We start from the raw sequence: 12,818 nt of genomic DNA, 5'->3' as shown, positions 1-12,818 counted from the left end.
GTAACCGCCTCGACTTTCGCAGTCGACCGCAAGCCCCGCTAACCTTCATCAAGCCAACACAGATCCTTGGCTCTGGGTTTCAACCCCGCGCCTGCCGCCCCTGCGCCGGGATCCGCAAGGCCGTGCCAAGGGCGGCAAAGCTTTCGGCGATGCCCGGTGTCTTGACCGTCACCAGATCATCCAGCTGCGGAAACAGCTTCACCGCCTCGTCCAGGCGCGGATCGGCCCCCGGCGCATAAAGGCCCGCGCGGATCATCAATTCCGATTCCGCATAGGCGCCCAAAGCCGCCCGGGCCTTGCCGATCATCCTGTTTTCGTCCGCGGTGGCGGCATCGGGCAAGGACCGCGATACCGATCTTACCACATCAATGGCCGGAAAGCGCCCGCGTTCGGCAATGGTGCGATCCAGGACCACATGGCCGTCCAGCGTGCCGCGCAGGATGTCTGCAACCGGCTCCTCCATATCCGATCCCGCGACCAGCACGCTGAAGATGCCGGTGATGTCGCCCGTCCCCTCCAAGCCCGGGCCGGATCGTTCGGCAAGCGCCATGATCAGGTTCGAAACCGACGGCGGAAAGCCGCGATAGCTGGGCGGCTCGCCCGCAGCCAGGGCGATCTCTCGATGCGCTTCGGCGAAACGGGTGATCGAATCGGCCAGGAACAGGACATGGCGGCCCTCGTCGCGGAAATGCTCGGCCACAGCCATGGCCGCCCAGGCGCAGCGCCGCCGGATCAAGGGAGAGCGGTCGGATGTCGCGGCCACGATCACCGCCCGCGCCATGCCCTCCGGTCCCAGGGTCTTTTCGACGAATTCGCGCAGTTCCCGGCCCCGTTCGCCGATCATGGCGATAACCACGACATCGGCCTGCACGCCCTTGGCAAGGCCGGACAACAGTGTGGACTTTCCCACCCCCGATCCCGCGAACAGCCCGATCCGCTGGCCCGTGACCAGCGGCAGCAGCGTGTCGAAGACCGCAAAGCCGGTGGGAAGGCGCATCCCCAGCCGCTTGCGCCGCACGGCGGGTGGGGCTTCGCGGCGATAAGGACGGGGTTCGCGCCCTTGCGGCAGGGGGCGCCCGTCCAGCGGCTGACCCAGCGGGTCGATGATTCGGCCCACCCAGGCATTGCAGGGGGCGATGGTCGGCGCGAACAAAAGCTCAACCTCGGCACCCACGGACAGCCCTTCGGCATCCCCTTCGGGCAGCACATCCGCATGGCGCGGGGCAAGCCCCACGATTTCCCCCGAAACCTGACCTTTCTGGAGCAAAATCAGAACCCTGTCGCCGACCGAGGCATGGCTGTTCAACCCTTCGACCCGGATCAGCCCGGCCTGCATCGAATGCACCCGGCCAAAATGCCGCGTCATGCGCAAGTCCGCGATCCGCGCCGCAACTGACGCCAACTGATCCATCTCCGCCTCCGTTTTTTCCAAGCCGCAAACGGTTTCTAAACGAATCACGGTTAAGACCGGGTTATCGCCAATGAGGAGAAGCCTCATGTTTGAAAAGATCGAAATGATGCGCATGGCCCGTGCCCTGGGCGCCCATGCCAGCCAGCGGCATCTTGTGGTCACCCGCAACATCGCCAATGCCGACACCCCTGGCTTCAAGGCCGCCGACACGGCGTCCTTTGCCGACAGCTATCGCAGCGCGGACCTGACGCCGATGCGGGCAACCGATCCGCGCCACCTGGCCACGCCGGACTGGTCGCCCTTGACGCGCCAGACCGCAGACGAAACCGGCGTCTCGCCCAACGGCAATTCCGTCTCGTTGGAGGAGGAGATGCTGAAGGCGGCCGAGGTCAAGCGCGGCCACGACCTGTCGCTGGGCATCTACAGTTCGGCGCTTGATCTGATGCGCACCAGCATCGGGCGGAGGGCATGATGGACCGTCCCGTTTCCGCCCTGCACCTGGCCGCCTCCGGGATGCGCGCGCAAAGCGAACGCCTGCGCCACACGGCCGAGAACATCGCCAACACCGACACGCCCGGCTATCGCCGCAAGCTGGTCACCTTCGAGGAAGCCACCCGCTTCGGCCGTCCCACCGGAGAGGTTTCGGCATCGCGGCTGCGGCTGGATCAAAAGGAACTGCCGCGCCTTTACGATCCCTCGCATCCCCTGGCCGACAAGGACGGCTATTACCTGGGCTCCAACGTCGATCTGGTGATCGAGATCGCGGATTCGCGCGAGGCGGGCCGCAGCTATGAAGCCAACCTGAAAATGTTCGAGCAGACGCGCCAGATGGGTGCGTCGCTTCTGGAACTTCTGCGCCGCTAGAAAGGTCGCCCATGTTCACCATTTTGAATGCAGCCACTGCCTATTCCGCCGCCCGCACCGCCGTGGCGCCGAGTCAGCCCGGTCCCGCCGTTCAGGCGCTGTCCAGCGCCGCCGAGGATTTCGCCGCCCAGATGGGCAAGGTCGATCAGGTGGCGACCGGCGCCATGACCGGCCAGGTCGAAACCCACCGCCTGGTCCAGACCCTGGCCGAGGCCGAGATGGCCATGGAGACCGTGGTCGCTATCCGCGACAAGGTGGTCGAGGCTTATCAGGAAATCCTGCGGATGCCGGTGTGACCCATGGATGAAACGCTGCTGTTCGACATGCTGCGACAGGCCTTGCTGATCTCGGTCCGCATATCCGCCCCGATGCTGGCGGTCGCGCTGATCGCGGGTGTCGTGATCGGGCTGTTCCAGGCGCTGACCTCGGTCCAGGAAATGACGCTGACCTTTGTGCCCAAGGTCGGGCTGATGCTGGCCGTCTTCTGGGTAACGATGAGCTTCATGACCACCGCGCTGTCCGATTTCTATCTTGGGCAGATCATCCCCCTGATCGCGGGAAGCTGACCCATGGACAATGCGATCTATGCAAGCCTGACCCGCCAGGCCGGGCTGATGGCCGAAATGCGGGTGGTGGCCAACAACATCGCCAACGCCAACACCACCGGCTTTCGCCGCGAAGGGGTGATCTTTGCCGAACACCTGTCGGCACTCGACCGCAACGGCGACACGCTGTCGATGGCCCATGCGCGCGGCCGGACGCTGGATCTGGACCAGGGCGTGCTGACCCAGACCAACGGCAACTTCGACCTGGCAATCGAGGGCGAGGGATTTTTCCTTGTCGAAACCCCTGATGGCACCCGCCTGACCCGCGCTGGCGCCTTTCTGCCCTCTGCCGAGGGCGAGGTGATGACCGCCGAGGGCTTTCGCCTGCTGGACGAGGGCATGGCGCCGATCATCGTTCCCGCGGGCGCCAGCGGCGTGGCAATCGGCGCTGACGGCACCCTGTCGGCGAATGGGGTGGTCTTTGGCAAGATCGGCGTCTTCAATGCACCCGATGACGCGCAACTGACCCATCAGGGCGGCACGGCCTTCACCACCGACAGCCCGCCCGAGCCGGTGGATGACGCCCGCATCCGCCAGGGTTTCCTGGAAGAATCCAACGTCGATTCCGTCTTCGAGATTACCCGCATGATCGAGGTCCAGCGCGCCTACGAACTGGGCCAATCCTTCCTTGACCGCGAAGATCAGCGCATCCGCAGCGCGATCACCGGCATGACACGCTGAAAGGACCACCCATGAGAGCCCTGCAAATCGCCGCCACCGGCATGAGCGCGCAGCAAACCCGGGTCGAGGTCATTTCCAACAACCTCGCCAATATGTCCACCACCGGCTACAACGCCCGGCGTGCCGAATTCGCAGATCTGCATTACCAGCAGGCCACGCGCCCCGGCACGGTCACGGCAGCGGACGGCACGGTCATTCCGGCAGGCGTCCAACTGGGCTTGGGGGTGCGGCCCACGGCGGTCAGCATCAACCTGCAGCAAGGCGCGCTGACCCAGACCGGGGGCGATCTGGACATGGCCATCGACGGCGAGGGTTATCTCGAGGTGACGCTGCCCTCCGGTATCTCGGCCTATACACGCGACGGTGGGCTTAAACGGTCCCCCGACGGGCTGATCGTGACCTCGGACGGCTATCCGGTCGTCCCTGGCATCACCATCCCGGACGACGCGCGCACGATTTCCATCAACGCCGCCGGAGAGGTTTACGCCTATTTCACCGACCAGGTCGAACCCGAGATGTTGGGCCAGCTGACCCTGGCGGGCTTTTCCAACGAAAAGGGGCTGGAGGCGATCGGGTCCAACCTGTTCCTGGAAACCGGCGCCTCCGGCACGCCCCAGGCGACGACGCCCGGCGTGGACGGCCTTGGCACGCTGCGCCAAGGATATCTGGAAGACAGCTCGGTCGATTCGGTGCGAGAGATCACCGAACTGATCAAGGCGCAGCGCGGATACGAACTGAACGCCAAGGTCATCACCGCTGCCGACCAGATGCTGGCGGCCACCACGCAGGTGCGCTGATGCGGTGGCTTGTGCTTTTGCTGGCGCTTGCGCCTCTGCCCGCTACCGCGGCGGTGCTGGCCGCCGCACGGACCCTTCCTGCGGGGACAGTCATCACCGCGGCCGACCTGCGCGCTGTCGATGGCGACCGCCCCGGACTGTCCGATCCCTCCGAGGCGATCGGGCTGCAAACCCGCATCACGATCCACGAAGGCCGTCCGCTGCAAGCATCCCTGCTGCAAGCGCCCCGGCTGATCGCCCGCAACCAGATCCACCCTCTGGTCTTCCAGCGGGGCGCCCTGCGCATCGTGACCGAGGCACGGACCCTGTCCGATGGTGCGGCGGGCGATGTGATCCGCGTCATGAACCTCGAATCCCGCGCCACGATCAGCGCCGTCGTCCAGCCGGACGGCAGCCTTCTGGCCATGAAATAGATCGACAAGGACATCCGATGAAACCGACCCGCCTGATCCTCCTGGCACTTGCCGTGACCGCCTGCGCACGCGCCGACCACCTGGGCAAGCCGCCGACCCTCACCTCGCCCCGCAACAGCGAGGAGTTCATCGCCATGACCAACCCGCCCCTGGAAATCCCCGTCGATTCCGGCCGCCCCGAGGCCGCGGCTTCGCTCTGGGCCGGGACCACCTCGTCGCTGATCAGCGACCGGCGGGCGGCCACGCGCGGCGACATCCTAACGGTGGTGATCGAGATCGACGACGAGGCGCAGATGACCAACACCTCAGGGCGCAGCCGCCAGTCGGGCGAAAGCGTCAGCATCCCGCAGATGATCGGCATTCCGCAGCGCCTGAACGAAAAGCTGCCCGAGGGTGCCAGCTTCGACAACCTGGCCGAGGCGGAATCCTCATCCACCTACAAGGGCAGCGGCAACATCACGCGGCGCGACAAGCTGACGCTGCGCGTGGCCGCCACCGTGATCGACACCCTGCCCAACGGCACCTTGCAGATCGAGGGCACCCAGGAAGTCCGTGTGAACTACGAACTGCGCGAACTGACCGTCAGCGGCTTCGTGCGCCCCGCCGACATCGACCGCAGCAACGAGATCTCCTATGACCGCATCGCGGGCGCGCGCATTTCCTATGGCGGGCGCGGGCAGATCACCGATGTGCAGCAACCCCGCTTCGGCCAGCAGATCGCCGACGTGATCCTGCCATATTGAGGTTGGATCATGAAAAAGCTCTTGCCCCTGCTGATCCCCGTTGTGGCCCTTGTCGGGGGGGTCGCCGCAGGAGAGATGCTGCGCCCTGCCCCAGAGGGGCCTGGCCATGCCGCCGAGGCGCCGGCCGGTGAACATGGCGAAGCAGAAACCGACGCCCATGGCAGCGACGATCATGCCGCGGATCCGTCGGATCACGCCGCTGCCAACGACTACGGCGGCGGGCATGATGACGGCCATGGCGGCCCCGTCCCGGCGGAAGGGTGGTTCACCTTTCCATCCCAGTTCTTCGTTCCCCTGATGCGCAATGGCGACATGGGCGCCGTGATGATCCTGACGCTGACCATCGAGACCCCCGGTGCCGAACTGGCGGCAATGGAACAACAGGAACACCGGCTCCGCGACGCGCTGCTGCGCGAATTGCTGATCCATGCCAACACCGGCGGCTTCGACGGCAACTTCACATCCGAGGTGCGGCTGGCCCCCTTGCGCGAAAAGCTTCACAAGGCCGCGCAGGCCAGCACCGACTTGACCGTCAAGGCCGTCCTGATCGAGGATATCGCCAGGCAGGCAGGGTGATAAGGCAGCCGCCGCCTTATCTTTACCCCATTACCAAGTATTCTTCAGCGTTGCGGAAACCAATCCGCGACCCTGCGTTGCGACATTGGGGCGACAAATGCCCACTACATCCGTCCGGTTGCACCAACTAGGCCCGACCTTCGGATCGCTCGACAATCTCCGAATGGCTGCGAGTCAAATGGCCACGAAATGCATCGGCGATTGCAAGCCGCACAAGTCCACGGAAGCGACGCTTTTCGGTGACAGAAAGGCTTCGACCTTTTGCCAACCATTTGGGAAGCATTGCCATCATCAGGATCGGAAAGGCCAGCCTTCCGGCCGTCCGGCGATAGACGAACCAAAGATTGCGATGGTGATAATAAGTCTTCCACAAAGGGCGCATCATCGCACCGGCCGTCTGCGTGCCGCATTCATGTTCGAAGGCGAGGTTGGGGGCAAACAGCAGCCCCCCGCCCGCCTGCGTCATGCCCAGGGTGTAAAGCACATCGTCACCATAGATGAACAAGCGTCCGTCTGGATAGCCCGCGCGCGAGACCCCTGCACGCGAGATGAAGAACCCCACAAAGGAAGCTCCGTCCAGCGGCCAAGCCTGATCGGTTTCGAAGGCTGTATCAGGGATGTGAAACGCCGCCCTCCCGCCACCTGCAAGCACACGCAATAAAATCCGGGGTCTTGCGAAAGGATTAATCCAAGGCCTATTCATCTCGCAGATGCGGCCATCGGGAAAATAGACCGCGCCAGCAATGGCCTCGGCCCCTTGCCACTGATCGCGGGCAAGACCGTCACGAAAGCGGGTGATCGCGCCGGAACGGGGGCGAGCGTCGTCATCCATCAATACCAGCCAGTCGGGATTGAATCGGGCACCCGCCTCGCGCATGCCCACCTCGAATCCCAATGCACCGCCGCCGTTCTGCGCCATCTCGATTACGGTCAGGCGTTGGTCCTCAAGCGAGGCCAGCCATTCGCGCGTGCCATCGGACGATCCATTCTCGACCACAATGACATGATCGAGTGGTTCGGCCAGCAGCCGGGCCAAGGTTTTCCGCATCTGCGGCAGCCTGTTATAGGTGACGACAACAGCGGCGACCACAACGGCGGATGGATTGGATAAGGACAAGACGGACTCACTTGGCGGGCATCGCGTAAAATATGCGCCATCTGATAGCAAGTCGCGGCGCCATGAGGAAGCAATGGTCGATGCTTATCGCCCGTCGCCCAACAGCCCCAGCAAATAACGGCCATAGGCATTCTTCGAGTATTTCTGCGCCTGTTCGCGCAGGGTGTCCTCGCTGATCCAGCCTGCCTCGAAGGCGATTTCCTCGGGGCAGCCGGTCTGCAATCCCTGCCGGTTTTCCAGGGTGCGCACGAAATTGCCCGCGTCCAGCAGGCTGCCATGGGTGCCGGTATCCAGCCAGGCAAAGCCGCGGCCCATCTTTTCGACCGTCAGGCTGCCATCGTGCAGATAGCTTTCCAGCAGGGTGGTGATCTCCAGCTCGCCCCGATCGGAGGGCTTGACCTGCCTGGCGCGCGCCGGGGCGGTGCCGTCCAGGAAGTAAAGCCCCGTCACGGCAAAGTTCGACGGCGGCAGATCGGGCTTTTCGATGATCGCGCGGGCCCGGCCGTCGGACTGGAAGTCCACCACGCCGTATCGTTCCGGATCCGACACGCGATAGCCGAAGACCGTGCCGCCATCCTTGCGGCCATCGGCGGCCTTCAACAGTTCGGGCAGGCCATGCCCGAAGAAGATGTTATCGCCCAGAACCATGGCCGAAGGGGCGCCGGACAGGAAATCCTCGGCCAGGATATAGGCCTGCGCCAAACCGTCGGGGGAGGGCTGGATGATCCATTCGAAGCGCAGCCCCCATTGCGCGCCATCGCCCAGAAGTCGCTGGAACTGGGCCTGATCCTCGGGGGTGGTGATGATCGCCATCTCGCGGATGCCGGCCAGCATCAGCACGCTGATCGGGTAATAGATCATCGGCTTGTCGTAAAGCGGCAGAAGCTGCTTCGACACCCCCATGGTGATCGGATAAAGGCGCGTCCCCGACCCCCCCGCCAGAATGATGCCCTTGCGTGTGGTCATGTCGGATATCCCAGTTGATTCAAGACCCGGTCCAGATCGGCCCGCCAATCGGGGCGAGCAATGCCGAAATCGCGCGCGATCCGCGAACAATCCAGCCGCGAATTCCCCGGCCGCCTTGCGGGCGTCGGATAGGCGCTGCCGGGGATGTCGCGCACCGCGCAATCCAGTCCGGCGCGCTCAAAGATGGCACGCGCAAAATCAGCCCAGCTGACATCGGGGGCGCCTGCGAAATGGTAAAGCCCGCCCTTGCCCCGGTCGGCCTGCATCTGCCGTGCCATCTCCAGCAAGGCCTGTGCGATCCGGCTGGCCTCGGTCGGGCCGCCGGTCTGGTCGGCCACGACGGTGATCGTGTCGCGTTCGGCCCCCAGGCGCAGCATCGTCTTGACGAAATTCGCCCCGTCCGGGGAAAAGACCCAGGACGTGCGCATCACGGCCCATTGTCCACCCGCCGCCGCGACCTGGCCTTCGCCTTCCAGTTTGGTGCGGCCGTAAACCCCCAGGGGCCCCGTCGGCGCGTCTTCGGTGCGCGCGGCATCGCCGGACCCGTCGAAAACATAATCGGTCGAGACGTGGAGAAACGGAATGCCCAGTTCTGCCGCCGTCCGGGCCAGCAGGCCGGGCGCTGTAGCATTCAGCACCCTTGCCGCTTCGATCTCGACTTCGGCGCGGTCCACGGCAGTATAGGCAGAGGCGTTGATGATCGCCTGCGGACGCAGGTTGTGGATCCTCTCCATCACCAACTGCGGATCGTTCAGATCGGCATCCGCCCGGCCCCAGATGGTCGCACCGGGCGCCAGGCGTGCCAAGGCCTGGGCAAGCTGCCCGGACTTTCCCAGAACCAGAAGACCGTTCATCGGGCCTGGCCCAGGCGTTGGCCGACGCCCTGGCGCGACAACAGCGGCTGCCACCAGTCACGATGGGTCAGATACCATTCCACCGTCCGCCGCAGCCCTTCCTCCAGCGTGACCGAGGGGCGCCAGCCGAGTTCCGTGCGGATGCGCGTCGGGTCGATGGCATAGCGGCGATCATGGCCGGGTCGGTCGGTCACGAAGGTGATCAGGTCGCCGTGGGGAGCGCCTTCGGGATGCAGGTCGTCCATATGGGCGCAGATGGTGCGGACCAGGTCGATGTTCCTGGCCTCATTTTCTCCGCCGATGTTGTAGCTGTGACCGACCCGCCCCTTTTCGACCACCAGCAGCAGCGCATCGGCGTGGTCTTCCACATACAGCCAGTCGCGCACATTGCCGCCATCGCCATAGACCGGGATCGGCTCGCCCGCGAGCGCCTTCAGGATCACGACCGGTACCAGCTTTTCGGGGAAATGATATGGCCCGTAATTGTTGGAACAATTGGTCAGCACGACCGGCAGGCCATATGTCTCGTGCCAGGCGCGCACCAGATGATCCGATCCGGCCTTGCTGGCGGAATAAGGACTGCGCGGGTCGTAAGGGGTGGTTTCGGTGAACTGCCCCGTCTCGCCCAGCGATCCGAACACCTCGTCGGTGGAAATATGGTGGAACCGGAAGCTGTCCGGCCGGCCCCGCGCGGTCCAGTAGCTGCGCGCGGCTTCCAGCATGTTGAAGGTGCCGATCACGTTGGTCTCGATAAAGGCGGCGGGACCGTCGATGGACCTGTCCACGTGGCTTTCGGCCGCAAGATGCATCACGGCATCGGGCTGGTGGACCGCAAAGATCCGGTCCAGGGCCGCGCGGTCGCGGATATCGACCTGTTCGAACCAATAGCCTGGGCTGTTGGCGGCATCCGCCACATTCGCAAGATTGGCGGCATAGGTCAGCGCATCGACATTGACCACTTCGTGGCAGCGCGAAATCGCCAGCCGAACCACGGCCGAGCCGATGAAGCCCGCACCCCCGGTGACAAGGATCTTCATGCCGCCACCGTGCGGTCGAAAGGGGACTGCCAGTCGGCGAATGCCGGGGCGTCTCGGTCCTTGTCGGACAGCAGCGGATCCTCCACCCCCCAGTCGATGCCCAGGCTGTCCCACCGCACCGCCCCATCGCTGGACCGGTCGTAATGCGCGGTGCACTTATAGACGATTTCCGTATCGGGTTCGCGCGTGACAAAGCCATGAAGGAACCCCGCCGGGATCCAGAGCTGGCGTCCATTCTCGAAGGACAGTTCGACCGCGACCCACTGGCCATAGGTCGGGCTGCCCCGCCGCGCATCGACCGCCACGTCCACAAGCGCGCCGCGCCCGCAACGCACCAGCTTGCCTTGCGCAAAGGGCGGCGCCTGGTAATGCAGCCCGCGTACCGTTCCCGCGCGGCGCGACATCGAATGGTTGTCCTGCACAAAGTCGGGCAGCACCACCCCAGCCTCAGCCAATGTCCTGCGGTTCCAGCTTTCGGAAAAGAAGCCCCGATCATCCCCAAACCGGGCAGGCGTCAGAACAAGAACATCAGGCAAGGCGGTGGCTTCTATATGCATCGGATCAACCCAAGGCTGGAAATGTCGCTTCCGTTTATGCGATGGATCGAGGCCTGTCACTTGCCCGCCGAAAAATCCTGTTCCTGTCATTCGATGATCAGATCGGCATGAAGCGCCCCCGCCGCATGGATCGACTTCAGGATGTCGATCATTTCCCGGGGCCTGACACCCAGGGCGTTCAGCCCTTGGACCAGATCGCTGAGTGAGGTTTCGCCCGCCACCTCGGCAAAACCGATGCCCGGCTCGTTGCGCAATTCGGCCACGGTACGGGGAACGGTAACGGTTTCCCCCCGGGCAAAGGGGTTGGGCTGGGACACCATCGGCGCCTCGCTGACGCTGAGGGTCAGCGCGCCCTGGGACACCGCGACCCGAGAGATTCGCACCCGTTCCCCGATCACGATGGTGCCGGACTTGTGGTCGATGACCACCTTGGCGCGATCTTCCGGCTCGACCGTCAGGTTTTCGATGCGTCCCAGGACGCGGGCCGGATTGACCTCGCCCAACTGGCGGAATTCGACCAGGACCGTGCCGCTGTCCTGGGCGATGGCGACGCGGCGGTCGAAGTCACGGTTGATGGCGTCCTCGATCCGGGTCGCGGTGGTGAAATCGGCATTGCGCAGGGCGACGCGGATATTCTGAATGCCCGCGAAATCGAACTCGACCTCGCGTTCCACGCGGGCCCCCACGGGGATCTTGCCCGAGGTTGGCACGCCTTCGACCACGCGTGCCGCCTCGCCTTCTATTGCCGCACCGCTCGCGATGATCGACCCCTGGGCCACGGCATAGATGTTGCCGTCCGCCGCCTTCAGGGGTGTCATCACCAGCGTCCCGCCCAGCAGGCTCTTGGCATCCCCGATGGTGGATACGCTGACATCGATGCGGCTGCCCGACCGCGCGAAGGGCGGCAGAGCCGCGGTCACGACAACGGCGGCGACGTTTCGGGACCGCAGCGCCTCGTCGGTGACGTTGACGCCAAGCCGTTCCAGCAGGCCTGCCAGCAACTCCTCGGTAAAGGGGGCGTTGCGAAAGCCGTCGCCGGTGCCGTCCAGACCCACGACCAGGCCATAACCCACCAGATCGTTACCACGCACACCGTCGAAATCGGCCAAGTCCTTGATGCGGACCGGCGTGGCAGCCGCGATCGCAGGCAGCAGCGCCAGGACGATCATCGCCAGAAAGCGCCCCATCACAAGTAGTCCGCCAGCTTGAGCTGCGACAACCGTCCGATCACGGAATACAAGGTCTGCAGCTTCGTCTCGGACTCGCTCAGTGCGGCCGAGGTGGCAAAGGGATCGGCCTCGCGCAGGGTGTTGCGGGCAATTTGCAGCGTGGCGATCGCGGCGGTTCCCTCGGACTGCGCCGTGGCGATGACCTGCTGGGCATAGCCGATGCGTGACATTTCAGCAATCAGGGGGGGCGAATTGTCCAAAAGCGCCTTGCCGGCAGCCTGCAACAGCTTCCGCCCCTCGGCGCCATCCCCCGCCAAGGCGCCGTGATCAACCAATGCCGCCATCGCCAGACCCTTGAGGCTGTCACGGAGCGCCGGCGACAAGGCGGTCGTGGTCAGGGCGATTGTCGTATCTTCAGCAATGGGCGTCAGTTGCCCGCCTGATCCGCCGTGATAGGCGACATCCGCGAAGCCCCCCATGCCGGGGGGCGCGTCGAACCAGGCCGACACGGCTTGGGCCACGTCTTGCGCCGTGGTCAGCCCCGCAACCTGTGCGGTCAGGGCAGTCAGGATCGTGTCCGCCGAAGCCAGGGGCTGGGTATCGCTTTGCGTGCCGGAAAACAGGAACCGCTGCCCCACCGTGCCGTTCAACTGGCCGATCACCGCCTGCAGCGTCGATGCGGCCTCGGCTGAACGCGCGGCCATCAGGCCGTCCGTCACCCCCAGGGGTTCGAGATAAAGTCCTTTTCCCAGATCCCCGGTCATCGACTGGACCGAATTCAGGGCGTCCTGCATCCCCCTGGTATGGGCTGCGGCCTCGGCCGCGTTGCGCCCGAATTGCGCCATCATGGAAAGCCGCGATTCGATTCCGGCCAGGGCTTGCGTATTGCCCTGTAGCCTGCTGCCCAGATCGGCGACCTCGCCGCTGGACAATTCGGCGGTCAGCGTGGCCATGGTGGTCTTGATCCGGCTTGACGCGGCCTGCATGGCAAAGGCGCGCGCCTGGTCCCCGATGGATTGCACCGTCAT

General features: G+C 64.7%; 17 protein-coding genes. 9 read left to right on the top strand and 8 right to left on the bottom strand.

Going from position 1 to position 12,818, the window contains the following annotated elements:
• Positions 1-79: 79 nt before the first annotated feature.
• Positions 80-1,411, bottom strand: a complete 1,332-nt coding sequence (locus Q5701_RS06555) for a FliI/YscN family ATPase (protein WP_306754464.1) — start codon at positions 1,409-1,411, stop codon at positions 80-82.
• Positions 1,412-1,496: 85 nt separating this feature from the next.
• Here Q5701_RS06555 and Q5701_RS06550 point away from each other — a divergent pair, with 85 nt between their 5' ends.
• The 9 genes from Q5701_RS06550 to Q5701_RS06510 are packed head-to-tail and all read left to right on the top strand — an operon-like array spanning position 1,497 to position 6,090.
• Positions 1,497-1,883, top strand: a complete 387-nt coding sequence (locus Q5701_RS06550) for a FlgB family protein (protein WP_306754463.1) — start codon at positions 1,497-1,499, stop codon at positions 1,881-1,883.
• Complete coding sequence (gene flgC, locus Q5701_RS06545) at positions 1,883-2,275, top strand: flagellar basal body rod protein FlgC (protein ID WP_234855722.1); 393 nt, start codon at positions 1,883-1,885, stop codon at positions 2,273-2,275. Before Q5701_RS06550 ends, flgC begins: the two co-directional genes overlap by 1 nt.
• 11 nt (positions 2,276-2,286) lie before the next feature.
• Positions 2,287-2,571, top strand: a complete 285-nt coding sequence (fliE, locus tag Q5701_RS06540) for a flagellar hook-basal body complex protein FliE (RefSeq protein WP_306754461.1) — start codon at positions 2,287-2,289, stop codon at positions 2,569-2,571.
• A gap of 3 nt (positions 2,572-2,574) precedes the next feature.
• Complete coding sequence (locus tag Q5701_RS06535; RefSeq protein ID WP_234854826.1) at positions 2,575-2,841, top strand: flagellar biosynthetic protein FliQ; 267 nt, start codon at positions 2,575-2,577, stop codon at positions 2,839-2,841.
• Between the two features lie 3 nt (positions 2,842-2,844).
• The gene (locus tag Q5701_RS06530; protein WP_306754460.1) at positions 2,845-3,561 is read left to right on the top strand and encodes a flagellar hook-basal body complex protein; all 717 of its coding nucleotides are present in this window, start codon (positions 2,845-2,847) and stop codon (positions 3,559-3,561) included.
• An 11-nt stretch (positions 3,562-3,572) separates the two neighbouring features.
• A complete protein-coding gene (gene flgG / locus Q5701_RS06525; protein WP_306754459.1) occupies positions 3,573-4,358 on the top strand; it encodes a flagellar basal-body rod protein FlgG in 786 nt (261 codons plus the stop codon).
• Positions 4,358-4,771 carry a flagellar basal body P-ring formation chaperone FlgA gene (gene flgA / locus Q5701_RS06520; RefSeq protein ID WP_306754458.1) on the top strand — a complete coding sequence of 138 codons (414 nt, stop codon included), beginning with the start codon at positions 4,358-4,360 and terminating at the stop codon, positions 4,769-4,771. The genes flgG and flgA overlap by 1 nt, the downstream gene beginning before the upstream one ends.
• A gap of 17 nt (positions 4,772-4,788) precedes the next feature.
• The gene (flgH, locus tag Q5701_RS06515) at positions 4,789-5,514 is read left to right on the top strand and encodes a flagellar basal body L-ring protein FlgH (protein ID WP_306754457.1); all 726 of its coding nucleotides are present in this window, start codon (positions 4,789-4,791) and stop codon (positions 5,512-5,514) included.
• A gap of 9 nt (positions 5,515-5,523) precedes the next feature.
• Complete coding sequence (locus Q5701_RS06510; RefSeq protein ID WP_306754456.1) at positions 5,524-6,090, top strand: hypothetical protein; 567 nt, start codon at positions 5,524-5,526, stop codon at positions 6,088-6,090.
• Positions 6,091-6,217: 127 nt separating this feature from the next.
• Here the strand turns inward: Q5701_RS06510 and Q5701_RS06505 are convergent, their stop codons facing one another.
• The 7 genes from Q5701_RS06505 to Q5701_RS06475 all read right to left on the bottom strand — a co-directional run bounded on the left by Q5701_RS06505 (position 6,218) and on the right by Q5701_RS06475 (position 12,818).
• The gene (locus Q5701_RS06505) at positions 6,218-7,180 is read right to left on the bottom strand and encodes a glycosyltransferase (RefSeq protein WP_306755359.1); all 963 of its coding nucleotides are present in this window, start codon (positions 7,178-7,180) and stop codon (positions 6,218-6,220) included.
• 111 nt (positions 7,181-7,291) lie between these two features.
• Positions 7,292-8,173, bottom strand: a complete 882-nt coding sequence (gene rfbA, locus Q5701_RS06500) for a glucose-1-phosphate thymidylyltransferase RfbA (RefSeq protein ID WP_306754455.1) — start codon at positions 8,171-8,173, stop codon at positions 7,292-7,294.
• The gene (gene rfbD / locus Q5701_RS06495; protein ID WP_306754454.1) at positions 8,170-9,027 is read right to left on the bottom strand and encodes a dTDP-4-dehydrorhamnose reductase; all 858 of its coding nucleotides are present in this window, start codon (positions 9,025-9,027) and stop codon (positions 8,170-8,172) included. The genes rfbA and rfbD overlap by 4 nt, the downstream gene beginning before the upstream one ends.
• Complete coding sequence (gene rfbB, locus Q5701_RS06490) at positions 9,024-10,064, bottom strand: dTDP-glucose 4,6-dehydratase (RefSeq protein ID WP_306754453.1); 1,041 nt, start codon at positions 10,062-10,064, stop codon at positions 9,024-9,026. Before rfbB ends, rfbD begins: the two co-directional genes overlap by 4 nt.
• Positions 10,061-10,621, bottom strand: a complete 561-nt coding sequence (rfbC, locus tag Q5701_RS06485; protein ID WP_306754451.1) for a dTDP-4-dehydrorhamnose 3,5-epimerase — start codon at positions 10,619-10,621, stop codon at positions 10,061-10,063. Before rfbC ends, rfbB begins: the two co-directional genes overlap by 4 nt.
• 86 nt (positions 10,622-10,707) lie before the next feature.
• Positions 10,708-11,808 (bottom strand): flagellar basal body P-ring protein FlgI, encoded by a 1,101-nt coding sequence (locus Q5701_RS06480; protein ID WP_306755358.1) that lies wholly within the window; start codon positions 11,806-11,808, stop codon positions 10,708-10,710.
• Positions 11,808-12,818 (bottom strand): flagellin family protein, encoded by a 1,011-nt coding sequence (locus tag Q5701_RS06475; RefSeq protein WP_306754450.1) that lies wholly within the window; start codon positions 12,816-12,818, stop codon positions 11,808-11,810. Before Q5701_RS06475 ends, Q5701_RS06480 begins: the two co-directional genes overlap by 1 nt.

The organism is Paracoccus actinidiae, assembly GCF_030863885.1.
Taxonomy (GTDB): Bacteria; Pseudomonadota; Alphaproteobacteria; order Rhodobacterales; family Rhodobacteraceae; genus Paracoccus; species Paracoccus everestensis.
This window is presented reverse-complemented; position numbering and strand designations above follow the sequence as displayed.

Excerpts from the sequence above, each read along its gene's own strand:
- Q5701_RS06555 (WP_306754464.1), bottom strand. The coding sequence starts at position 1,411 with ATGGATCAGTTGGCGTCAGTTGCGGCGCGGATCGCGGACTTGCGCATG.
- Q5701_RS06550 (WP_306754463.1), top strand. The coding sequence starts at position 1,497 with ATGTTTGAAAAGATCGAAATGATGCGCATGGCCCGTGCCCTGGGCGCC.
- flgC (WP_234855722.1), top strand. The coding sequence starts at position 1,883 with ATGGACCGTCCCGTTTCCGCCCTGCACCTGGCCGCCTCCGGGATGCGC.
- fliE (WP_306754461.1), top strand. The coding sequence starts at position 2,287 with ATGTTCACCATTTTGAATGCAGCCACTGCCTATTCCGCCGCCCGCACC.
- Q5701_RS06535 (WP_234854826.1), top strand. The coding sequence starts at position 2,575 with ATGGATGAAACGCTGCTGTTCGACATGCTGCGACAGGCCTTGCTGATC.
- Q5701_RS06530 (WP_306754460.1), top strand. The coding sequence starts at position 2,845 with ATGGACAATGCGATCTATGCAAGCCTGACCCGCCAGGCCGGGCTGATG.
- flgG (WP_306754459.1), top strand. The coding sequence starts at position 3,573 with ATGAGAGCCCTGCAAATCGCCGCCACCGGCATGAGCGCGCAGCAAACC.
- flgA (WP_306754458.1), top strand. The coding sequence starts at position 4,358 with ATGCGGTGGCTTGTGCTTTTGCTGGCGCTTGCGCCTCTGCCCGCTACC.
- flgH (WP_306754457.1), top strand. The coding sequence starts at position 4,789 with ATGAAACCGACCCGCCTGATCCTCCTGGCACTTGCCGTGACCGCCTGC.
- Q5701_RS06510 (WP_306754456.1), top strand. The coding sequence starts at position 5,524 with ATGAAAAAGCTCTTGCCCCTGCTGATCCCCGTTGTGGCCCTTGTCGGG.
- rfbA (WP_306754455.1), bottom strand. The coding sequence starts at position 8,173 with ATGACCACACGCAAGGGCATCATTCTGGCGGGGGGGTCGGGGACGCGC.
- rfbD (WP_306754454.1), bottom strand. The coding sequence starts at position 9,027 with ATGAACGGTCTTCTGGTTCTGGGAAAGTCCGGGCAGCTTGCCCAGGCC.
- rfbB (WP_306754453.1), bottom strand. The coding sequence starts at position 10,064 with ATGAAGATCCTTGTCACCGGGGGTGCGGGCTTCATCGGCTCGGCCGTG.
- rfbC (WP_306754451.1), bottom strand. The coding sequence starts at position 10,621 with ATGCATATAGAAGCCACCGCCTTGCCTGATGTTCTTGTTCTGACGCCT.
- Q5701_RS06480 (WP_306755358.1), bottom strand. The coding sequence starts at position 11,808 with ATGGGGCGCTTTCTGGCGATGATCGTCCTGGCGCTGCTGCCTGCGATC.
- Q5701_RS06475 (WP_306754450.1), bottom strand. The coding sequence starts at position 12,818 with ATGACGGTGCAATCCATCGGGGACCAGGCGCGCGCCTTTGCCATGCAG.